The organism is Pseudothermotoga lettingae TMO (assembly GCF_000017865.1).
Taxonomy (GTDB): domain Bacteria; phylum Thermotogota; class Thermotogae; order Thermotogales; family DSM-5069; genus Pseudothermotoga_B; species Pseudothermotoga_B elfii.
This window is the reverse complement of sequence record NC_009828.1, coordinates 1,189,733-1,212,293: the sequence shown is the minus strand read 5'-3', so window position 1 is coordinate 1,212,293 and position 22,561 is coordinate 1,189,733. Positions and strand designations below refer to the sequence as shown.

Here is a 22,561-nt window from a genome sequence, read left to right as displayed (position 1 = left end):
GGTTCAATCACTCCCGCAGGGCTCAATTGTACAGTAAAAACAGGTTCTCTTTGAATTTTTCTGATTCTGGTATTCCTTCAATTAAAACACTGCGTCCGGTGAAATCTTGAAGATAATCGCATAGTTTTAAAAAGGTTTTGACGTGCGTATAAACTCTCCTCCATAATGGAAATTGTGGGTCTTCTATTGTGTATGGAGATTTCGCGTCTGAATTCTGCGACGGGTTTGGTGTTTCAATCAAAAAAGATAGGGCATCTGTGTGATCACCGAATTCTCTATGGCTTAAACCACGAAACTCTTCACTTGATTGCTCAAGCTTTAGATAAACTCCTTCAAATTCCAAGTCTAAAACAACCATAGCTCCCATATCCAGGTTCTTTGGGTTGCATATAAGCATATTTGCCAACCTGGAAGATGTACCTGCTTCGTGCAAATCAACCACCATATCTATTTTTTCTTTTCTCACAAGTTCAAACAGACCGTAGCTGATTTTTTCTGTCAAAGTTCCATCTGCTCTACCTGGATGAACTCTGTCCAGATTTCTCGCTTCATAGCCTGGAAATTCAACACCCGAGACATGTGTGTATGTTGCAGGATCGGTCTCCTGATGCAGTGGGTTTGTCCTTCTGGCACCAACAACAATAGTTCTCGGTCCACTCGGCGATGCAAAATTTATATAGACGGGTGGATTGATCTGATTTTCCGGTTTATCGTATGAAACGCTACTCCATGTGGCAGCACTGTTGTTTGCCCATGGGATTATAAAAATTTTACCCTTTTTCACGGTAGCTTTCTCAATGAAAATCATAGAAGCAAATATTCCCGCTATCTCATTTGTATGAGTGCCTGAAAGCAACAAAACGTTCGCACCAGGTTCTTTTCCTTCAAGAACATAGACACGTGTATCACCCCAGGTGCCTTTAAGAGGCTCGAAATAATCGCTGAGCCATTTTATCTGCGTTACACCATAGCCGGGCCTGACATCATGAAATAAAGGAGCTGCGATGCTATGCACCGCAGCAGCAATTATGATGATAAGTATTAAGCAAAACTGTTTTCGCAAGATCATTCACCAGCCTTGAAATACTGTTTAAGTATGTCTTGAACAGCACTTGTTGTGTCTACAATAACTATGTGTTTCTCTTGTTTTTCACAGAGATCTGTAAAAAAATTATCTTCGTTCCCCGATTTTGTCACAATTACAAGATCAGCAAGGGGCACAACCAGTTCGCTCAGTTCATCGCTGGTTTTGCCTCTTCTGGATTGCCCTTCAATGTGTGCTACGATTATTTTTATACCGATTTCTTTTGCTTTGTTGAGCAAACCTGTTATTCTTTCTTTTTCCTGGTTCACATCTAACCCAGCGGCTCCAAGGCCTTTGGAACTTGCTCCTACTACTATAATGATTGTTTTTACGTCATTGGTCAAGTTATCTGCTTTGATAAGTGGTTCAAAAGTAAACTGGAGATTAGCTCTGGTTGCTAAGACTTTCATCATTGTAGCGCCCGCACTTTGCCCGGCTGAGGTTATTACTACAGGCTGCTGGAAAGTCGGCGATTCCTGTGCGAACACTGGTATGAATATGAGCAAAATCAGGAAAAACAAAAAATGTTTTCTCATCAAAATCCCTCACTTTTCTGGTGCTGCAGCGGCACCTTGCCTTCTGAATGATCCAACTCCGACATATGTTCCATCTTCCTGCTTGTATACGCAATTTGGGCCACCGAAAAAGAGATCAAGCTCAGGATAAAGTTCCAGCTCATAACCGTAATAGTTTTTCAAAATCCGTATCGTTTCCTCGGGGAATCCTCCTTCGATCTTCAAATCTGTATAAGTATCGTAGGAACAGAATTTCGGCAATAACATTGCTTTATCAATAGAATAACCAAAATCAATAACATTCACTATTAGTTGGGAAAGTGTAGAAAGGATTCTCGATGCACCTGGTGTTCCTACTACCATGAGGAGATCTCCGTTGGGTCTTAGAACTATGGTGGGGGCTATTGTTGTGCGTGGTCTTCTTCCGGGCTTAAGGGCGTTAGGACCAGATGTTGAGAAATTTCCCATTTCATTGTTCAAAATTATTCCCGTTCCCGGGACAACGTTTCCTGAACCAAAGAACGAACTGAGTGTTTGAGTGAATGCAACGGCGTTGCCCCATCTATCTACAACGCTGGCATGAGTGGTTGACGGGCTTTCTACTTTTGGAGCCTCTTCAAGTTCTTTCAGAATATTTTCAAAAAATTTCTTTCCTTCAACATATTTAGATGGATCTCCTGCCAGTTTCTGCCGCTCAGAGGCCTTACTCGATCTCGTTATTGCCTTGGAAAGAGGGATCATTTCAAATCTGCTTTTTGCGTATTCTTTACTTACCAGACCTTCAACCGGAACATTAGGATCATCACCACAATAAGTTCTCATATCTATAGTGGAAAGATAAAGAGCCTCTGAAAGCAGATGAATATAAAGGGGATCGTCCCAGGAAAGATCTGATACATTAAATCTCTCAAGTATGTTCAGTGCTTCAAGAAGTGTAGCACCGCCAACAGGTTGTGGTGCAGTTATTATCTTGTACCCACGGTAATCTCCTATAATAGGTTCTTTGACAATCGCGTGGTACTCCTCAAGATCTTTTCTAGTTATCAAGCCTCCATTTTCTGACATGAATTTTTCTATTTTTTCTGCTATCTCCCCTCTGTAAAATGCATCTCGACCTTCCTTAGCTATTAATTCAAGTGTTTTTGCTAAAACAGGGTTTTTGAAGATATCGCCTACTTCATAAAGAAGACCATCTTTTAAGTAAACTGATGCGCCTTCACCTAGATCATTAAGCAATTTTTCGTAGTTATCAGATAAAACACTGATGAAGGTCTCATTTAATACGAAGCCTTCCTTAGCGAGACGAATTGCAGGTTCCATAACTTGTTCCAGAGTCATTGTTCCCCATTCCGAAAGAGCTTTAATTAAGCCATCCACGACACCAGGCGTACAGACAGAAAGTGGGCCTGTTGAAGCTCTTTCATATTTTGAAAGATCGAGAGGAGCAGCGGATTTATAATCGATCGCTATACTCTGGCCATTACTCATATGAATAATCATTACCCCTTCTCCACCAAGACCACTTGCGTAAGGTTCCACAACACCAAGCGCAAAAGCCGTTGCTACAGCAGCATCAACAGCGTTACCACCCTTTTCCAGAATCTCCGCTCCGGCTGCCGCTGCATACGGGTTTGCGGCGGCTACTACTCCAAATTTTGATGAAAGAATCTGCCCCGTCGTAACTGCAAATAAAGAAAAATTAATAACGAATAGCAACAATAGAGCCGCGAGAACCTTTTTCATTTTTCATCCCTCCACTACAAGTTTAAGTTGTTGTTTTAATCTTACAAAAAGATGTTTTCTTGAAAGCTTAACAATCTGTACATCCATTATAGCATGTCTAAACAAATCTGCACTGTGTCACTTCAAATGGTCAATTATCTTAAGGCATTTAACATGAAAAATATTCGTCTTGACAACAAAAATTGACATTATTTTGAAATCATGATAACATTTATTAAACGCGGAGGGGGGGGTGATAGTGTGAAAATAGTGTTTCTAACTTTTCTGATTGCGGGTTTATTCATACTTGCAGGTTGCGGGTTTATTTCTCCAACAGCTACAGATGTCAACCAAATAGCTAAGAGTTTACTGAACACTGTTTTAGATACCCTCGAATCTGAAATTCCTGATCCAATTTCAAGCCCAACAGAGTTTATTCAGTTGATTAGAAAGTTCGTTTATACTCCTGATCAAGATGCTACAGATACGGATGTCAGTGAGGCAATAATGGACCTTACTTATGTTCCTCTTTTTGATTTCACATGGCCCTCTACACTTACAAGTGTTGAACTCAAAGGATTGAGTGAAATTGAGAGTAAACTCTTGCCCTATAATTGGGCAAATCCACCAGATTTTGTCCAAAAGACTTATATGATGACAGTTCAAGGTGAGACTGAAGATGGTACGATAACTTCTTTCTCATTGCCATTTCTGATAATTAATGATGATGGTTATTTCTTTGCGGTATTTGTCGATGATACAGACAGTGCTACTGAGGTTAGAGTTTATCCATTGCCTTTAATTTTTTGAAATAACATACTCAGTGCCCCAGATGGGGCACTGTTTTTGAATTTTAAAATACAGTCACAAACTTTCTTTAAGGAGATGGAGTATCTTCAAATTTGTCGTCTTGCTTTTTTGCATTTATGTCATCTAAGACCGCTTCGCCACAGATATCTACATCAATTATTTTGTTTCGAGATACTGTTTTTCGGCAAATTTGATTGGCTCACAAAACTTTATATTCCTATGGTTTCATTTAATTAGTTCTGAATCAGCGAGAATACTTTTGCCTATGATATGATAACATCAACTCCTTCAGTAAGTGTGATTCCGCCAACCGATCTGGACAAATATAACCTCCCTCAAATTTGGCAATTTTAAAGCCAGATTCACCCAAAAATCATTGATCAAATCTGTGTGGTGATCTACCAAGATGATTATAAGTGATTGAGAAGGATATGTATTATCTAGTAAAACAAATAAAACAACAGATGATTTCCTCAAACCCACCGGTATATAAGACACAAAAAATGAGTCAGAAGGGGTATTTCCCAGCCACTTTGTGGAGATTGTTAATGTTTCATCTCGTCATAAATTTGCATATTTTGCATAACCTGTTCTTCGATTATGCGTGATTTCAATTCTCTTTTTCTCGAGCTTACAATATGCTGTATTTGATGAATAAAACCGCTATTTTTGATACTTGTACCTATTTGACTTTCAGTCCAAATGTGTTATACTTATAACTAGTATTTGCATAATTTGCAAGGAGGATGTTTTGTGGCTGGAACATTGAAAGATATTTCGAAGATTACAGGATTTTCCATTTCAACTGTTTCCAGAGCGCTTAAAAATGATCCACGTATCAGCGACAAGACAAAACGGGAGATCCTCAGGGTTGCTCGCGAATTAGGTTACAAAACCAGTATTGAAATAGGAAACGATAAAATAATAATGCTCCTCGTTGCCAATCCTCATGAATCAATGGAAAGTGATGAGTTTTTTTCAAAAGTTCAAAAAGGCATTCTCGAAAACGCTACTAAGGAGAATTTTCATTACTTAGTTCAAACAGTTTCATCAATTGAAGAGTTCGACAACACTCTTGTGCCTCTAAATCTTGTTGATGGAATAATTGCTGGCGGTATCCCTATGCCAGAGTCCATGAAAAATTTTCTCCTCAAAATAGAGCTTCCAGTTGTACTTATAGGCAAATATGACGGACTTGAATCCTTTCCATCAGTGAATAATGACAATATTCGTGGAGGATACTTAGCGGGAGTCGAGATTCTAAAAACTTATTATGAGAAAGTGTGTGTTATAACTGGTCCAAGATCTATTTCCACCTTTTCCGACAGAGTAGAAGGTTTTCTGAAATCCTTTAAAGAAAGAGGAAAAAGCACTGATGATATTAAGATAATAGAGCTTGAAGAATTCGACGAGAAGGCAGGCAAAAAGGCTGTTTTAGAACATGAAAAATTTCTGAGATCTTACAGAACAGCTCTTTTTTGTACTACTGATTGGCTTGCAAAAGGTGCCCTCGAAGAACTGAATGTTTTAAAATTCAAAGTCCCTAAGGAAGTAGGATTGCTTGGCTTTGGGGGATTGAGTTTTTGCAAACACATCACTCCTAAGATTTCTACTGTTTCGCTCAATCCATATTTATTAGGGAAAATTGCTTTTCTGATGCTACGCGAACTACTTGATGGCAATACTGAAGCTAAAGGGGTTGTCTTTGTCGAGCCCACAGTAATAAATGGGGAGACTTTGGTCAGGGGTGATTTATGTTGAATTTTCATGAGCTTTTATCTTCAGAAAAACCACTTCTTATTGTGAGCCTTCCTGAGAATTCTTTGGATTATGCGAGAGCAGCAATTGATAATGGTGCTGATGCTATCAAGCTGCACGTAAATCTCAAACACAGAGTAACTGGTCAAATCCATACTTCATGGAAGGCAATAAAATCTGAGGTTGAAAAAATAAAGGAATTAAACTGTTGTATGGGCATTGTCCCTGGTACAGAAACAATGGCCTCTCCTTCTGAAATTAAGGAAATGGAAGATTCAGGTTTCTCGTTTTTCGACGTTTATATAGACTATGCTCCACTATATCTGCTTAACAGTAATATGGCAAAAATGTTAGCACTCAATTATACGTATGAACTTTATATGGTCAAACATCTTGTTTTGATAGGTGCTGATGCTGTGGAAGTTTCCATCATAAACCCAAGTGATTATGGAAAACCTCTTACACTCCTCGATATCACAAAATACAAAGAAATTCTTAGCATGACTGAACTACCTGCTTTTGTGCCCACTCAAAAGAAAATATCATCAACGGAATGTGAAAGGCTTTTAGAAATGGGATTTCGGGGAATAATAATAGGCCCTATAGTAACAGGAGTTAATTTAAGAGATTTCAGCAAGGCTGTAAGAGAGTATGGAAAAGTCATTCATGGATGATTTTTGAATATATATTTTTATCCAAAAGGAGGGATAATTATGAAAAAAGTAGTTGTTTCCTTGTTTCTAGTTCTGGCACTTGTGACAGGAATTTCGAAAGAGAAAGTTACCGTATGGTTTGCAGGTACAACGAAAAGTTTTATGGATGTTGTCGAGTCACAAATAGTACCAGAATTTGAGGAAAAAAATCCAGATATAGACATGGTAGTTGATTTTGTGCCATGGGGAGAGCTTTCTACAAAACTGATGACCGCTTTCGCTGGTGGTATAGGTCCTGACATATTCATGCATGGCCAGGCTGCAGTGGCTGGGTTTGCTGAGAAGGAATTGATTCTTCCACTGGATGAGTATCTCTCACAAATCGAAAATAGTGATGACTTTGGTACAGCTTTGAATGTGGGGACTTACAAAGGAAAGACATACTTTATACCTGTTTTTGGCTCTGGAAGGCTTCTTGCTTACAGAAAAGACTTTTTCAAGAGAGCAGGTTTAGATCCTAATGAACCTCCTGTTACTTGGGAGCAACTTAAAGCCTTTGCAGTTGCCACCACAGAATGGCAAGGTTCGAGATTAAAAATTGCGGGCTTAGACCTCCCAGTCTCAGGAATCGATTTGCAACAAGTATGGACAATGTTCTTAATTGCGAATGGTGGCAGGCTCTTTGATGAAGAATTTAATCCAATATTTAACGGACCAGAAGGCACTGAGGCCCTTCAATTTTATGTAGATCTTATACGAAAACACAAAGTTACTTCGGAATATGGACTCTCTGCAGTTGGAAACCTTGAACCAATAGCAGCAGGGACAGCCGCGATGGCATTTGTAACCTCCGAATCCATGAGTGCATTTAAAAAGTATGCACCTGATGCCTTTGACAACATACAGCTGTGTCTTTCACCAGCAAGATATACCAAAGCTGCGTTTTACTCATTTGCTGGTTTTATGGTTTCACGCACAACAAAAAATCTTGACTCCACAATTAAAGTTCTTTCTCATTTGACATCAAAAGATTCCATAATTAAAATCAATAGCTCACTGGGTGGTATCCCACCAAGGCAATCTGCAGCTGAGGCGAGCTTTGTGTCTTCTGACCCTGTAATCAAAATGTTTGTGCTTGGTACAAAATATGCATTTGGAAATCCAAACGTGCCATTCTGGGTACAAGCAAGGGATATTCTATCTAAGTACTTGGAACAGGCAATTAGAGGAGTTGTGAATCCAAAAGAAGCCCTTGATAAAGCTGCAGAGGAAATCAAAAAACTCAAATAAGATTTGCTTTGCCGATCCTTAACGGGATCGGCAAGTTTTCTTTGAGGTGATAAAAAGTGACCGGGAAAAGAAAATTGCACACATTGCAGAAGCGGATAATCTTTACTGCCTTTTTACTTATTGCACCTGTTTTCATATACAATATGATATTCAGAATAGTACCAATCTTTGCTTCGCTTTATCTCAGTTTCACCGATTTCTCGGGATTTGGAAAAGCTAATTTTGTAGGAATTTCCAATTACCTAAGAGCACTAACAGATTCCGAATTCTGGAATGCTGTTCTCAAAACCTCTCAGTTTTCCGCAGAAGTATTGCCACTGAATATGATCATTTCTTTACTACTCGCTCTTCTCGTAAATAATAGTATTAGAGGAGTTGGTATATTCAGAGCAATTTACTATCTGCCGGTAATAACCCCAATGGTAGCTGCAAGTATGATCTGGATATGGCTTTATGATGCACAATTTGGTATTCTTAATTATTTACTTTCGCTTTTCAACATACAACCTATTAATTTCTTAAAGGATACGAAATGGGCGTTACATTCACTGGTAGTGATGAGAGTATGGCGCGGGGTCGGCTGGAATATGCTTATTTATCTTGCAGGTCTTCAAGGAATTCCCAAATTCCTTTATGAAGCTGCTTCGATAGATGGCGCGACAAAATTCAAAAGATTCTTGAAAATCACACTTCCACTTCTAAGACCCGTTCATATATATGTTCTAATAGTTGGTCTTGCAAGCACTTTGCAGACTTTTACAGAAGTTTACGTTATGACCGGTGGAGGACCATTACAGTCCACTACGACAGTAGGATTACTTGTATACAGAACAGCTTTTGACTACATGAACATGGGATATGCCAGTGCAATGTCATTTATTTTAGGCATCATCATAATGGTTCTTTCCATTTTTAGTTTTATGTGGGGAAAGAGAAAAGAGGTGTAAGTGTGAAGAGCAGAAGAGTATGGACAATAATGTTATTGGTTTTCACTGCTATTATAATGGGATTCCCTTTTTTTTGGATGATCACCTCATCTGTGAAATCCAATGAGGAGATTTTCTTATGGCCTCCCACGTTCTTACCAAAAACTCCGACTTTTGAGCACTATCAAAATGCAATTATGACACGAAGTTTTGGTAGATACTTTTTGAATAGTTTCATTGTTGCTTTATCATCTGCAATCATAAATCTCATATTTTGTTCAGTCGCAGGTTATGCTTTTGCAAAACTTGAGTTTCCTTTTAAAAATATTCTTTTTCTCATTTTGCTGAGTACCATGATGGTTCCTATACAGATTACACTCGTTCCAACGTTTCTATTGGTCAAATCGTTCCCTCTTGTCGGCGGAAATGACATATTTGGCAGAGGCGGCACAGGTTTACTTAATACTTATTTTGGACTTATGATACCTCATATAATGAGTGCTTTTGGTGTGTTTGTTATGAGGCAGTTTTATATGCAATTTCCACGAGAATTGATGGAAGCTGCCAGAATAGATGGTGCAAGCGAGCTTAGAATATTTACAAAAATCTTCTTGCCATTAGGAAAACCCTCATTAGCCGCACTTGCAATATTTACTTTCACACAAGCTTGGGATGATTTTCTCTGGCCTTTGGTTGTAACAAGTGATAGCAATATGAGAACCATTCAACTAGGTTTGGAAACTTTTAAAAGCAGGTACACAGTAGATTGGGGACCTCTTATGGCTGCAACAACAGTGAGTATAATCCCGATTGTGATAGTATTCTTCGTTTTTCAAAAATACTTTACGGATATATCTTTAAGCTCAGGAATTAAATAATACTTATCCGAGGAGGAAAGCAGTTATGCCAGATTACGATGTAATAGTAGTAGGTGGAGGAATTGCGGGCGTTTGCAGTGCTGTTGCAGCAAAGCGTATGGGTGTTTCCGTTTTACTTTTAGAAAAAGATATGGCTCTCGGCGGTGTACTAACGAATGCTTTGGTTAATCCCATGATGACTTTTCATTCACCTCTGAGGCAGATAGCTGGTGCTATTGCTCAAGAGATAGTGGATAGATTAGTAAAGATCAAAGGAAGTTATGGACATATAAAGGACCCTATAGGTTTTGTAAAAACCATAACGCCGTTTGAACCGGAAAAACTTAAAACAGTGCTGATAAACATGTTGCATCAGGAGAACGTTGATTATTTATTTGGATGTCTCGTTAGTGATGTTAAAACAAAAAATGGAACAGTAACTCAGATAGAAGTAGCAACAATGCAAAAAAAGATAAATTTAAACGGAAAAATTTACATAGACTCGACAGGAGATGGAAATTTTTGCATAAAAGCTGGTGCCCCATATGTGGAAGGAAATAACGATAGAAAAAGATGCCAGCCTATGACTCTGATAATGAAGTTGAGCAGGGTAAATAAGAAAGAAATAATCAGTTACATACAGACGAATCCTGAGCAGTTTACTCTTGCAAATAGTCCAGATTTTTCTTATCTGGCTGTTTCTGGATTCTTCGATCACATGAAAAAACTTGAAAAATATAATGTGAGATTCAAACGTGATAGGCTCTTATTTTTTGAGGTACCTTTCAGAGAAGACGAGGTCTTCATGAATACAACTCGATATCCTGGATATGCGGCAGATCCAATGGAGTTAACCAGAGCTCAAAGCTGTGCAAGCCTTGATATATGGAACTTTTTGGAATTTCTCAATAATGAGATACCTGGTTTTGAAAGTGCAAAATTAGAACAAGTGGGATGCACGATAGGCATAAGAGAAACCAGTCATATAATTGGAGATTACCAGTTAACAATTAAAGATTTACTTGAGACAAGAGATTTTCAAGACAAAATAGCCATAGGAGCTTACCCTGTGGATTTACATTCACCGAATTCTAGTGGGCTGAAAACAATTAAAATTCCTTATCCGGGAGAATATCAAATCCCTCTAAGATCACTTTTCCCACAAGGGTTGAATAACGTTTTACTATCAGGTAGAAACATAAGCGCGGATCATTTAGCTTTCTCCGCAATTAGAACGAGTCCTCTTGCTGCTTCTATCGGTTTAGCAGCTGGCATTTGTGCCGCGATAGCCGTAAGAGAAAATTGCAATATCAGAGATGTAAGATACCAAGAATTACAAGGTGAAATTAAAAGGATGGGAGGTATACTTTGAAAATAATCATACTACCTATGGATAACAGGCCACCAAATTATCGTTTCTTAATTGATCTTGCAAATATATACAAATTGGATGTAACACTTCCTCCAAAAAATATTCTTGGTTTTTATAGAACACCAGGTGATATAAACTTGCTGATTGAGTGGTTGCTTAGACAAAGAGCAGATTTATACATAATCTCAACTGATATGCTTTGCTATGGAGGATTGATAGCATCAAGGGAAAATTGGACAACTTTTGAAGAGGCAGAAAAGAGATTATCAGTTTTGAAGATTATCAAAAAACTCAATCCGAATAGCAACATACAACTTTCATCAATAATAAGAAGAGCATCAACATCTGTCTTTTCAGAAAGTTCGTACGAGTGCTGGGAGAAAATGAACACATATTTGAGAATTTTCAAAACGAACCCCGAGCAAGCAAAAAAGGTAGAAAAAAACTTTCCAAGAGGCTATATTGAAAATTACTGGAAATCAAGAGAAAGGAATCATAAAATAAACCTGAAATGTCTTGAATTGGTAAAGAAAGGCATAGTTGATTTAATAGTGTTCTCCGTTGAAGATACTTTTCCAGGGGGTCCTCATGAGAGAGAAGAGGAAGCTTTAAAGCAAAAAATTACTGAATATGGAATTGAAGACAAGTGTTTTATACATAACGGGGCAGATGAAGCTTTACAGAATTTGTTAATCAGAACGTTTAACAAAGGTACTATCAATGTGATATACGATAGTGAGGAAACCAAAGTTAAGATAATGGATTACGAAGATAGGAAATTTCTGGAGAACGTAAATTCTCATCTGAGATTGACTGGTTTCAATGTGAGTGAAAATGCTGAAAATGTGGTACTCATCAGTGGTAATAGCAAAGAGAGAAGCTTGAAAATCATTGAAAAACTTAAGAAAACTGGAAAAAAGATCTATATACTTGATGTCTTCAAAGCAAATGGATCTAACCCCGACTTTGTTAACGATGCTCTGGCAATCGGAGGCAGCTCAATAAAGGGATATTCTGCCTGGAACACAGCTTCAAACAGTTTGGGAACAATACTTGCAGAAATAGCAGAGGCACCAAATAAAGATAAGATAGGTTTATTTAAATTTTACCTCGAAAGACTTCTGGATGATCATCTTTATCAGGGTGTTTGGAGAAAATGGCTTGAAAGAGAGTTAATGAAAAATGGAGAAAATATATATGATGTTTCTGAGAAGTCAAAAACATACAGAAGATTCGTCGATGAACTCTTTAAGCCCTGTTGTAATAAATTTTTAGAGAAATATTTTAATGAAAACATTTGTGTGTGTAAACAGAAATCTTGCATTTTTGTCATTCATAAAATTGAACTTAAAGATTTTAAGCTACCTTGGAACAGAACCTTTGAATGCGAACTCCAAGTGGAATTGAATGGAGAATATAAACGTTGAATCAACACGAAAATGGGGCTCTTGCCCCATTTTCATAATGATTTCATCAAATCTGCTGTATTTTCATAGAGTTTTCTGAAGATCTGGTAATATTTGTCATAAACCTGTTTGTTAGATTTGTCAGGAGAAATACTTTCTCTGTATTTTACCCAGTTTTTAATTGCCTCCGGTCTGTCTATCACGCCTGTTCCAAGGCCTGCCAGGAACGCATCGCCAAAAGGAGCTTCTACTAAACTTGCAACCTGCCTCATCTTAAAACCTGTAACATCTGCGAAGATTTTCACCCAAAGATTTGATTTTGCAACTCCACCGACGATCCAGCATTCGTCGTCTAATTTCAGACCAGCTTTGATGCCCTCTTCCATATTGTGTCTCAGCGCATATGCTCCACCTTCCATGAGTGCTCTGTATATGTGTGATCTGCTGTGGTACAAACTCAGGCCAAAAAATACACCTTTTGCAAATGGGTCCCAGATTGGTGATCTTTCACCCATGAAATATGGAAGTACGATTATGCCATCGCTACCTGGTGCAATTTTTTCAACTTCTTTATCAAACAGCTGATAGGGCGATGTGTTCATCCTCTCTGCCACAGCCGTTTCTGATTCACCAAATTGCTCTTTGAACCATCTTGCGAGAGCGCCTGTTGTTGCCGAGCCACCAAAAGTATAGATCCTTTCTGTATCGTAAACTACATATGGGTAATTGACAAGTTGTGGTGCGAGCTTACTGCCGTCATGTACCGTCCCCCAGCAGGTAGAAGTGCCCACCATTGCCACGTGCTCTCCTTCGTTGAGTGCACCTGCAGAAAGCTGGGCTACAGGTGCGTCTATGCCGCCAGCCACAACGGGAGTGCCTTCCAATAAACCGCAGTACTGCGATGCTTCCTTAGTGACACTACCAACCACATCTGATGACTTGACAATTTTTTCAGGAAGATATTCAATAGGTATGCCAAGAATTTCGCACATGTGTTTTGACCAGGTGAGGTTTTTCAGATCAAAAACTCCTCCGAGATTTCCTGCAGATGAATAGTCGATCACTATTCTACCAGTTATTTGATAAATCACATAATCTTTTGGTGATATGAATTTGTATATTTTTTTCCAAACCTCAGGAACATTGTTTTTTATCCACATCATCTTCGGAAATCCGAAATATGAGTCAACGTAATTTCCCGTTATTGAAAAAATCTCTTCTCTTGGGATATTCTTTTTTACCCATTCGGTTTCTTTCACAGCTCTTCTATCCATCCAGATCAAACAGGGGTAAAGTGGCTTTACATCTCTATCTACAGGTATACCTGCACCACCATATAAGCCACTAACAGCAACACCAGCTATTTCTTTTTTTGCTACATTTGATTTTTCTACCACTTCTTTTATAGTTTCAAAAGCGGCTTTTACCCAGATATCTGGCCATTGTTCAGCCCAGTTTGGTCTGGGTGTGTTCACTTCGTATTCTCTTGTTGCTTCACAGATTACCACGCCATTCTCATCCACAAGAACGCTCTTTGTGTTTTGTGTTCCTATGTCGCAACCTATCAAATACATCTTTCATCCCCCATTCTTAATGTTTGCAACTGCACTGATATGAAATAATCTCCCAGCCAAGATATTTTTCGAGTGCTTCTTGAACTATATAACCTACGTTGCTTTTGCTAACTGCCACATGGTGTTCAAAACCATTTTGTGTTATTGTCTTCAAAAGACTCTGCAGATTTGGAATCTCCACAACACCATAACCACCAAAGGTTTTAACATTGTCTTCTGTGAATCTGCCTTCTGCTATAACGCCGGCAATTATGCCTTCGTTATCAAAAGTAGAGAGTCTTAAAAAGGTTGCTGGACCCGGAGAAACTCTTCCCACACAGGTACCATACGTATTTTCTTTTCCAACTGTTCCTGCAATAATATCTTGATAGGACATCTGGCAACTTTCAAAGAAAGAAACCGGGAAATTACTGCAATGGAACATTATTGCTTTGTCTTCTTCGTCGTTGAAATTGTTATTCCAGTCCATCAAAGCAGATGGCTTATTTGATGCAAGTTGAAGTATGTACATTGAAAGAGCGCCCATTACATCTGTTTCGCACGCACTGGGCGTAAGCGATTCAGAGAGCATGCTCATGACGGCACATGGAACTATTCCATAAAGCGCTTCCAATGCTGTCCAGCACTGGATGGCAACTGCATCGATGTGGTTTTGTTCTATCCATTCATTCAGTGTTGCAGACAACCTTGCCATTCTGTCAAGAGATTTTTCTGGAACATTACCTGGTTTGAAAGTATCCTTCAATTTTTGCAGATGCTCTTTGTATTCGAGTGAATTTGAATCAAAACTGTTTGCGCGCGCTATAATTTCTGAAAGATCTATTGTTTCTACACTAATGCCATAGCTTTCTAAAATCTTTTCACTGAAACGCACCGTGTTGAAAGCTGCAGGCCTTGTACCAACAGCCCCTATTTTCAGATTTCTGACACCTTTGACTACTCTGCAAACAGCCAGAAAATCCTGGAGATCTTTCCTGAACTGTTCACTGTCTAATGCTTCTGTATGGTAGGTTGTGTCTGTAAATGGTATATGATACTGGACAAGATTATTGCACAGAGATATTTTCCCGCAGAAAGAATCCCGTCTGTGCTTCAAATCGAGTTTATCTGTTTCGTCTGGAAAGGCATGCACCAAAACAGGAACATTCAATCCAGACAATCTTATGGCTGTTGCGGCAGATCGTTCATCGCCAAAATTTGGAAGAGTCACAATGATGCCATCGATCTCTTCTGCGTGTTGTTTGAAAAGATTTGCACATTTTTCAGCGTCTTGCAAGTTTTCAACTGCTCCATATTTAGTATCTTTTTCTGTAAGCGTTATGACTCTTACATTCATTGATTCAAGAACATTCAAAAAAGCTTTCTTTCCTTCTTCAACTAACCAGCCGGGAAAAAAACCTCTGTTAGCCGCAATCAATCCAACTGTCATCTGCCTTAAATGCTTCATTTTATCATCCCTCCTGAATTTGTTATAAATTTGTGGTTCTCAATTATTTTTTACCACTTCTGAATTATTTTTACAACTATTCAATCTTTATTTCTAAAATCGTTAAAGAAAGCCTCTGCAACTCGATGTCAAAAACCTTCCCGGCAAGCTGAATAATTTTCTGTGAAGGTCTTACGATATTTGGGTTTTCAAAATCGTTTTTTGAAAAAGCATCAGGTCCAGTAAGTTCGTGAACAACAGCCTGTGTCGAGAGAGTTTTGAAGTCGCTTAAATCCACAGTGACTTTTACCGTGCCATCTTTGTAATTTACCAGTGCAAGTGAAACTGTTTTTGTTCTTTCATCATAGGTTGCTGAGCCATCTATATATGGAACATTTTCTAAACTGAAAGAAATACGGCCCTCAAAGAAACTTTTTGCCTTTATAGAATATGTATCACAGGCAAGCTTCATATCAAGGCGTGTACGACCTGTATGATTCACAAACAAATCAAAAACATGGTATATAGGCGTTAAAACAAGTGAAGTTTTATTTGTTTTGATAATTCCAAGGGCATTTACCATCTGTGCTACGTTTGCAATTTCAACAATATCACTCATTCTATGCATCACGCAAAAAACACCTGCTGCAAACAGAGCATCTTTCAAAGCGTATGACTCTTCAAGAGTTACAATTCCCTGTTCAGCCATTTCTTTTTCGGGAATGGTCTGGTACCAGACGTTCCATTCATCAAATGCAATCTTTACGTGATCGAGTTTGAGATGTTTTATTAGACTTCGCAGGAGTTTCAATCTTTCCTCAATATAATAAACTGAAGAAATGGTTTCGTAGTGATCTTCTGAGCCGTGGTATTGATGAATCGATATGTAATCGATAACTTTCCCGGCGTGTTTTAACACGGTCATATCCCACTCTGGATCATCTGCCCCGACAGCTATGATCTTTATCGATGGATCGATGCCTTTCATAAACTGTGCAAACTGTCTGAGTTTTTCTGCATATTCAGAAGCGCTGCAATGACCAACTTGCCATGGACCATACACTTCATTTCCAATACCCCAATACTTGACATTGTAAGGTTTTTCATGACCAGACTGTTTTCTGAGAGTAGCATATTTAGTTGGTGTGTCAAGATTACAGTACTCTAACCACTGAAGGGCTTCATCAAGTGTACCTGTGCCCAGACTTACGGAAAGATAAGGCTCAGCACCTGCCTCTCTGCAATATTCAATAAATTCATCTGTACCAAATTCATTTGTTTCAATCCCTCCCCAGATGTAATTTAAAAGTTTCGGCCTTTTTTCAACAGGTCCAATACCATCTTTCCAATGATAAGCAGAAGCAAAATTCCCGCCGGGCCATCTTAGAATTGGACATTTGATTTTTTTCACAGCTTCAAGTACGTCTTTCCGAAAACCTCTCTGATCTGACAATGGAGAACCTCTTTCATAGATTCCACCGTAAATACATCTACCAAGATGTTCGATGAAATGCCCATAGACCATGTCACTAATCCTGGCGGTTTTTACATTCGACACCTTCACATAGCCCTGCATATTCTTACCTCCTCGAAAAATAAAAAATTACTGATTATCGTTGACATTCATCCTCAAAATTGTTACAGAGTATTTCTTAAATATGTATATAAAAGGATTTTCCGGTTCACTGATGAATGCATATGGAAAAACATTTTCAGGCGCAATAAAAGAATTCTCATCTGCATAGCTGTTTGAAGTTATTGTTATGGTGCGAGTGTGATGCAGATTTATTTTTCTATTGAATTCTATTTTGACTGTTTTATCATTTGGCCATGGATTAACAACCTTTAAAATAATATCTCCAGATTCATAATCGTAGCTGCAAACCTGGTATAAAGGTTTGTATTGATAGAAATCATTTATGTCATGGATAAGTTGCCTATTTAGATAGCACTTAATATTTTCGCCATTTAACTCTATTCTGATGTCGTACCATTTATTTGTGTCTATCTTTAAAGGCTTTGTTCCTGCCAAAATCATTTTTTCACCATTTATAGATTTTTGTACCGCAGAAATACTGTTGTTCCAGCCTCCAATATTCCAGCAATAATAATTCTGATCATCTTTTACACCAAAAAACACAAGAAAACCTTCAGTCCCAGAAATCTTCCTTGCCCGTACCTCGATTGCGTAATCTGTCCAGTTCTTTTCACCAAAATAAGCACGCCGATCTTCTCCCAAGCTTGTCTGCTTCAAAACGCCATTGTCTATTTTCCAGATACCTCTGTAAGATTGCCATGTTTTCTCATTTTTTGCGAAATCGTCATATAAAAGAATCTTTTCAAAATTGCTGATCTTTATATGATCGAACTCCACCTGTGTCTTCCAGCTGCCAAGCCCTGCCATACCAGATATAATTGGTTGATCTTCAGGGCTCAATATAGAGTAAATTATTACATCGCCGGGATTGGTGCTGAACATTTTCTGAACATAGTAACTCGGTGTACCATATACACGAGAAGCATCAAACCAGATCAAATCAGGTGTCCATTGTGACCACCCCACTCTATTGAACAGAGGAGCATAAGAAGCCATAACCACCACATCGCTGTTTCTTTCTAAGCCAGTCATAAAGGCAGCTTCAGCAAGAGCGGCCTGAAGATTGTTTCTTCTACCAGATACGTGACATGCATATTCTCCGATCATGACTTTGGGTCCGTTTCTGTCGTAACTATCATAACGATCAGCATTTGCAAGAAACCACTCAAAAGGAGCGTATATGTGTTCGTCTATTATTTGAATACCATTCGATTTCGCCCATGTAATTGCCTCGTCAAATATTGGACCTTCGTACTCGGGAGGGCACGAGAAAATCAGTTTAATATCAGGGTATTTTTCCTTTATAACTTGTTGAAAAATCTTGAAACGATTTTGATATTCCTCACCCCAATTTTCGTTTCCAATGCCAAGATATTTAAGATTGAAAGGTTTTTCATGACCGTTTATCATTCTTTTGTTACCCCAAACAGTTGATGTTGATCCGTTAGCATACTCAATGAGGTCCAGAGCGTCCTGAACCCACTCATCAATTTGATCTACAGGGCAAAATTGTGCTCCACGCACCTGACAAGATATACCTGCATTAACTACCGGGACAGGTTCAGAGGATAGATGTTCACATAAAAGAAAATATTCATGAAAGCCTACGCCATAGGATTGATAATATCCCCATAAATTGGCCTTTGTTTTTCTGTATTCAACAGGGCCAATAGTATCTTTCCATCTATATGCATTCTCCAAATTGTATCCCTCAACCAGACAACCACCTGGAAATCTCATGAAACCTGGTTGAAGATTTTGGAGCATCTCAACTAAATCATTCCTCATGATTTTATTCCACGAATTTGGTGAAATCAAAGAAATCATATCTAAGGATACATCAGATGGCTCATTTATCTCGATTGAGAATACCGCATTCTCGCATTTTTCGGCAGGAAAAAGCTCAAGTTCATATTTTCTCCAATTGTTGCTATCGATTTCCAAGCAAACATTTGCATAAATAATACCTGCGTTGTGAAGAATAATATTCAATTTTGACCTGCCTTTTGCAAATACCGAAAATAGATAATTTTTATTCTTTTCAAGTGAAAAACCATCATATCCTGCGTTTGAAAGGATGACCTTTGATTTCTCATCCCGGATAGATATTTTCATATAATTTTTATTTTGTTCACCAATTGGATCAACGCTTTCAATTACTGCATTAGCCTGACCTTCGATATTAATTAACCACCCTTCTAAAGGGTTTGTGTGTTCAAACGAACGATTTCTAACAAGTTCAGAATAAAGTCCACCATCGATGCCGTGATTGATATCTTCTATAAAAATTCCGTAAAGAGCCGGGCTTATTTGGGGACCTTTTCTATCGAGGTCAATGAATAGCTCATAATCAACCGAAAAAACAAATATGGAAACAGCTATTGCGAAAAAACAGAATAGTCTTCTCATTCTTGATCACCATTTATTTTCAAAATGAGTTCACAGGCTTCTTTGCCTACTTTGACTTTGAAGGTTTTTTCTTTATTTGCAGCTCTTACTTTAATTTCATAATCCCCTGAAAATCCCCGAAAATTCAGACTTCCATCGATGTTTGTGGTTAAATTAAGTGAAGTTCTCCATTTTTCCTGGATCAATTCTTTAAGAATATAGTAGATTGGTTTTACTGTAAAATCATCTCTTAAGAATCCACTACCAGACTGCCAGGCTCTGTAGAAATTCCAGTAGATAATTGCTTCAACAGCAGGATGGCTGAAGAAAACAGTGTAAAAAACCTGGGCAATTTCTGCTTGAAGCTTTTCAGCTGTTTCTGTATCTACTTGAAAAGCTTCCACAATTGCTGGTAGGGGTATTTGAAACTCTGTTATATGGATGGGTTTACCAAGTTCGGCTATTTCATCAAGTGCAGCATATATGCCATCGAGGTTTGCAAGTTGTGTTTTTAAATCCTCTCCAGTGAAAATATGCGCTTCAATCCCGATTATATCTATAGGAGCATCGTTTTCTATGAGGCGTTTTGCAAGATTTATAAATCTATTTCTTATGTTTTTATTTGTAAGCACTCCGAATTCATTTAAAACCAGTTTTGCATCGGGGTCAATCTCTCTGGCCAATTTGTAGGCCTCAAAGATGTAGTCATCGCCAATACCGTTGAACCATTCTTGAACAATTGGTTCGTTGACAATATCCCACATCTGCACCATACTCTTAAATTCATTAATTTCCCTTTTAATTCTCTCCATTAACAAAACTTTGACTTCCTGCCAATTTCCAGATTCTCCTATAGATCTGACCCATCCAGGAACGCCTACGCCGGGTGAATTTCCCCAGGCAAGGGTATGCCCCTTTACTGTGATACCACTCTCATTTAACCATTCTATGATTTGCTTACTTGCATCCAGCAAGGGTAGAGTATTTTTTCTTGGTTCGTAATCTGCCCAGTAAAAAGAAGGAACGGTAGCATAGTTGAAAAGATCTGCATATAGGGATTTGTATTGTTCCAGTTTCTCTGCAGATATAGGCGTTATTCCAAATCTTCTACCCCGCATATAATTAAAACGTGCATAGGCAAAAATTAGATACTCAGGAGCATTTCCAAAAAAGAATTGATGTGTTTTTTGTTCTATATGAACATCAACGTTGCTGAGAGGTCTGCCATCAAAATCAATTATATGAATGGTAACAGGTATTTTTCTTGTAGATTCAATAAGCTCATTGTATCTGCTTAAATCTATGTTCAATGAATTTGCAAATAACAATATTCCCTGCAGAAAAATACATAATGTGAAACCAGCAAATTTCAACCATTTCACCCCTTTCCAATAGCACCAAGGGAAATTCCACGTATCAGGTATCTATAAAATAAAACAAAGATAATCAGCACAGGTGCAACAGATATAAATGCAGCAGCCATGGTTGTACCTATCCCTCTGTATGGGTCTCCCCAGCCAGCACTAAAACGAACAAGTGCTATGGGCAAAGTAAACTTACTCGATGTGGTAAGCACAATTAATGGCCAAAGAAAACTGTTCCAGGAACCAAGGAAAGTCATGAGACCAAGGGTAACCAGAGCAGGCCTGATCAAAGGTATAACTATGCTTATCAATATTCTAAATCGGTTGCATCCATCAATCAATGCTGACTCCTCTATTTCTCTGGGAACTCCAAGCATATACTGCCTGAGCAAAAATACACCGAAAGTTCCTCCCAGTCCAGGTAAAATCAAAGCCGCAAAAGAATCCATCATTCCGAGACGGTTCACTATGTAAAAGTTCGGAACCAGAAATAGCACCGAAGGAAAAGCCAATATGGCTACATACATCCAAAAAATGACTTTCTGGCCCGGAAATTTCAGGCGGGCAAGAGCATACGCGGCTGGAGTAGCCACTACAAGACCAGCAATCGTAGCAAGTATGGCTACGATCAAACTATTGAGTAAAGCACGACTTACATTTATACCACTTGCAGCCTGAAAAACATTTTCAAAATTTTCAACAGTAAATGGTTGCGGTATCCAGCGAGGAATTTGTTCGGTAACAGCTGTATTTGTTGGTTTAAGTGAAGTGCTCAGCATCCAAAAGATGGGTGCAAACCAGAAAATACCAAGTACCCATATGCACACTGTGAATAACGTAGTTTTGATGCGTCTTCTTAATTTTTTTGGTATACGGCGCGGCATATTATTCCACCTCCGCTGTTCTGATTGATCTTGTTAGAAGTGCAAGCTGGATCAGGCCAAATATGATAACGACTATGAATATATACCAGGATATTGCAGCAGCTCTTCCCAATTGCTGTCTTTCAAAACCAACCAAGTAAAGGTAATAAACCATCGTTCGTGTGCTACCAGCCGGACCTCCTGCAGTCAATATATAAACCTGATCAAAAAGGCCGAAAGCCAGTATCACGTGCCTGACCACATCAAAAAACAGTACATTTTTCAGCCATGGTAACGTGATATGAAAAAATCTTTTAAAAGGTCCTGCTCCATCCAATTTTGCAGCTTCATATTGTTCTGGTGGTATTCTCTGCAAAGCACCAAGATACAACAAAACGCTGAAACCAACTATCCACCATGCCGTAATTACAATTATCCAGGCCCAGGCCATGGCAGAAGTTGCAAACCATGACATAGGTTCTTTTATTACGCCGAGTTTTCCCAGGTAATAATTTGCTAATGCGGCAGGTTGCGATCCTAAAATCCAGTCCCATGAAAACAAAATTCCAATCGAGCCAAAAAAAGCCGGTGAAACAAAAGCGACAAGTGGCCAGAGTTTTCCATACATTTTCTGATTCAATATTAGAGCAAGTACAATACCAAGAACGACCGTTACAGGCACGCTTATCGCTGCAAAAAAAACAGTATTTTTCACGGTTGCCCAGAATCGCGAATCGTTCCACACACGAATAAAGTTATCAAGTCCAATAAATCGAGCTTCCCCAATTAGTTTCCAATTATAGAAGCTCATAATCATACCATAAATTAAAGGAGCTGCTACAAATAGCGCAAAGAAGATAAGATGGGGGAGGAGAAACAGATAAGCTCCAACCCCCATACGCACCCTTCTGGAGAGTTTTTGTTTCATCAAGCTGCATCTCCTCCCCTCATCTCCT

The 22,561-nt window shown here is 38.6% G+C and carries 18 protein-coding genes; 8 read left to right on the top strand and 10 right to left on the bottom strand.

What is annotated here, in order from left to right:
- Nucleotides 1-22 precede the first annotated feature (22 nt).
- From TLET_RS05945 to ggt, 3 genes are read right to left on the bottom strand one after another with little or no spacing between them, the layout of a single operon-like run.
- A complete protein-coding gene (locus TLET_RS05945; protein WP_012003207.1) occupies nt 23-1,063 on the bottom strand; it encodes a M14 family metallopeptidase in 1,041 nt (346 codons plus the stop codon).
- Between the two features lie 2 nt (nt 1,064-1,065).
- The gene (locus TLET_RS05940) at nt 1,066-1,620 is read right to left on the bottom strand and encodes a DUF6305 family protein (protein WP_012003206.1); all 555 of its coding nucleotides are present in this window, start codon (nt 1,618-1,620) and stop codon (nt 1,066-1,068) included.
- Nucleotides 1,621-1,629: 9 nt separating this feature from the next.
- On the bottom strand, nt 1,630-3,342 hold the full coding sequence (gene ggt / locus TLET_RS05935) for a gamma-glutamyltransferase (RefSeq protein ID WP_012003205.1): 1,713 nt from the start codon (nt 3,340-3,342) through the stop codon (nt 1,630-1,632).
- Between the two features lie 240 nt (nt 3,343-3,582).
- Here ggt and TLET_RS10675 point away from each other — a divergent pair, with 240 nt between their 5' ends.
- The 8 genes from TLET_RS10675 to TLET_RS05890 all read left to right on the top strand — a co-directional run bounded on the left by TLET_RS10675 (nt 3,583) and on the right by TLET_RS05890 (nt 12,414).
- A complete protein-coding gene (locus TLET_RS10675) occupies nt 3,583-4,131 on the top strand; it encodes a hypothetical protein (RefSeq protein WP_049753353.1) in 549 nt (182 codons plus the stop codon).
- Between the two features lie 753 nt (nt 4,132-4,884).
- On the top strand, nt 4,885-5,892 hold the full coding sequence (locus TLET_RS05920; RefSeq protein WP_012003203.1) for a LacI family DNA-binding transcriptional regulator: 1,008 nt from the start codon (nt 4,885-4,887) through the stop codon (nt 5,890-5,892).
- Nucleotides 5,886-6,563 carry a hypothetical protein gene (locus tag TLET_RS05915; protein WP_012003202.1) on the top strand — a complete coding sequence of 226 codons (678 nt, stop codon included), beginning with the start codon at nt 5,886-5,888 and terminating at the stop codon, nt 6,561-6,563. The genes TLET_RS05920 and TLET_RS05915 overlap by 7 nt, the downstream gene beginning before the upstream one ends.
- 39 nt (nt 6,564-6,602) lie before the next feature.
- Nucleotides 6,603-7,832, top strand: coding sequence for an ABC transporter substrate-binding protein (locus TLET_RS05910; protein ID WP_012003201.1), 1,230 nt, complete (start codon nt 6,603-6,605; stop codon nt 7,830-7,832).
- Nucleotides 7,833-7,888: 56 nt separating this feature from the next.
- Nucleotides 7,889-8,779, top strand: coding sequence for a carbohydrate ABC transporter permease (locus TLET_RS05905; RefSeq protein WP_012003200.1), 891 nt, complete (start codon nt 7,889-7,891; stop codon nt 8,777-8,779).
- Nucleotides 8,780-8,781: 2 nt separating this feature from the next.
- Nucleotides 8,782-9,636: a carbohydrate ABC transporter permease gene (locus TLET_RS05900; RefSeq protein WP_144313077.1), complete on the top strand. Its 855-nt coding sequence runs from the start codon at nt 8,782-8,784 to the stop codon at nt 9,634-9,636.
- Nucleotides 9,637-9,661: 25 nt separating this feature from the next.
- Entirely contained in the window at nt 9,662-10,987 is a 1,326-nt protein-coding gene (locus TLET_RS05895; RefSeq protein ID WP_012003198.1) for an FAD-dependent oxidoreductase, read from the top strand.
- A complete protein-coding gene (locus tag TLET_RS05890; RefSeq protein WP_012003197.1) occupies nt 10,984-12,414 on the top strand; it encodes a DUF4127 family protein in 1,431 nt (476 codons plus the stop codon). Before TLET_RS05895 ends, TLET_RS05890 begins: the two co-directional genes overlap by 4 nt.
- Before the next feature lie 32 nt (nt 12,415-12,446).
- Here the strand turns inward: TLET_RS05890 and TLET_RS05885 are convergent, their stop codons facing one another.
- The 7 genes from TLET_RS05885 to TLET_RS05855 all read right to left on the bottom strand — a co-directional run bounded on the left by TLET_RS05885 (nt 12,447) and on the right by TLET_RS05855 (nt 22,533).
- On the bottom strand, nt 12,447-13,967 hold the full coding sequence (locus TLET_RS05885) for an FGGY-family carbohydrate kinase (RefSeq protein ID WP_012003196.1): 1,521 nt from the start codon (nt 13,965-13,967) through the stop codon (nt 12,447-12,449).
- A 16-nt stretch (nt 13,968-13,983) separates the two neighbouring features.
- Nucleotides 13,984-15,414 (bottom strand): L-fucose/L-arabinose isomerase family protein, encoded by a 1,431-nt coding sequence (locus TLET_RS05880; protein ID WP_012003195.1) that lies wholly within the window; start codon nt 15,412-15,414, stop codon nt 13,984-13,986.
- Between the two features lie 76 nt (nt 15,415-15,490).
- Nucleotides 15,491-16,969, bottom strand: coding sequence for an alpha-N-arabinofuranosidase (locus tag TLET_RS05875; protein WP_012003194.1), 1,479 nt, complete (start codon nt 16,967-16,969; stop codon nt 15,491-15,493).
- Nucleotides 16,970-16,996: 27 nt separating this feature from the next.
- On the bottom strand, nt 16,997-19,399 hold the full coding sequence (locus TLET_RS05870) for an alpha-L-arabinofuranosidase C-terminal domain-containing protein (RefSeq protein WP_012003193.1): 2,403 nt from the start codon (nt 19,397-19,399) through the stop codon (nt 16,997-16,999).
- Nucleotides 19,396-20,760 carry an endo-1,4-beta-xylanase gene (locus tag TLET_RS05865; protein WP_144313076.1) on the bottom strand — a complete coding sequence of 455 codons (1,365 nt, stop codon included), beginning with the start codon at nt 20,758-20,760 and terminating at the stop codon, nt 19,396-19,398. The genes TLET_RS05870 and TLET_RS05865 overlap by 4 nt, the downstream gene beginning before the upstream one ends.
- Complete coding sequence (locus TLET_RS05860; protein ID WP_012003191.1) at nt 20,757-21,626, bottom strand: carbohydrate ABC transporter permease; 870 nt, start codon at nt 21,624-21,626, stop codon at nt 20,757-20,759. Before TLET_RS05860 ends, TLET_RS05865 begins: the two co-directional genes overlap by 4 nt.
- Before the next feature lies 1 nt (nt 21,627).
- Nucleotides 21,628-22,533 carry a carbohydrate ABC transporter permease gene (locus tag TLET_RS05855; RefSeq protein WP_012003190.1) on the bottom strand — a complete coding sequence of 302 codons (906 nt, stop codon included), beginning with the start codon at nt 22,531-22,533 and terminating at the stop codon, nt 21,628-21,630.
- Nucleotides 22,534-22,561: the final 28 nt, after the last annotated feature.

Bases quoted from the DNA above. Each gene is read 5' to 3' on its own strand.
- TLET_RS05940 (WP_012003206.1), bottom strand. From the start codon at position 1,620: ATGAGAAAACATTTTTTGTTTTTCCTGATTTTGCTCATATTCATACCA.
- ggt (WP_012003205.1), bottom strand. From the start codon at position 3,342: ATGAAAAAGGTTCTCGCGGCTCTATTGTTGCTATTCGTTATTAATTTT.
- TLET_RS05915 (WP_012003202.1), top strand. From the start codon at position 5,886: ATGTTGAATTTTCATGAGCTTTTATCTTCAGAAAAACCACTTCTTATT.
- TLET_RS05910 (WP_012003201.1), top strand. From the start codon at position 6,603: ATGAAAAAAGTAGTTGTTTCCTTGTTTCTAGTTCTGGCACTTGTGACA.
- TLET_RS05895 (WP_012003198.1), top strand. From the start codon at position 9,662: ATGCCAGATTACGATGTAATAGTAGTAGGTGGAGGAATTGCGGGCGTT.
- TLET_RS05885 (WP_012003196.1), bottom strand. From the start codon at position 13,967: ATGTATTTGATAGGTTGCGACATAGGAACACAAAACACAAAGAGCGTT.
- TLET_RS05880 (WP_012003195.1), bottom strand. From the start codon at position 15,414: ATGAAGCATTTAAGGCAGATGACAGTTGGATTGATTGCGGCTAACAGA.
- TLET_RS05875 (WP_012003194.1), bottom strand. From the start codon at position 16,969: ATGCAGGGCTATGTGAAGGTGTCGAATGTAAAAACCGCCAGGATTAGT.
- TLET_RS05870 (WP_012003193.1), bottom strand. From the start codon at position 19,399: ATGAGAAGACTATTCTGTTTTTTCGCAATAGCTGTTTCCATATTTGTT.
- TLET_RS05860 (WP_012003191.1), bottom strand. From the start codon at position 21,626: ATGCCGCGCCGTATACCAAAAAAATTAAGAAGACGCATCAAAACTACG.
- TLET_RS05855 (WP_012003190.1), bottom strand. From the start codon at position 22,533: ATGAAACAAAAACTCTCCAGAAGGGTGCGTATGGGGGTTGGAGCTTAT.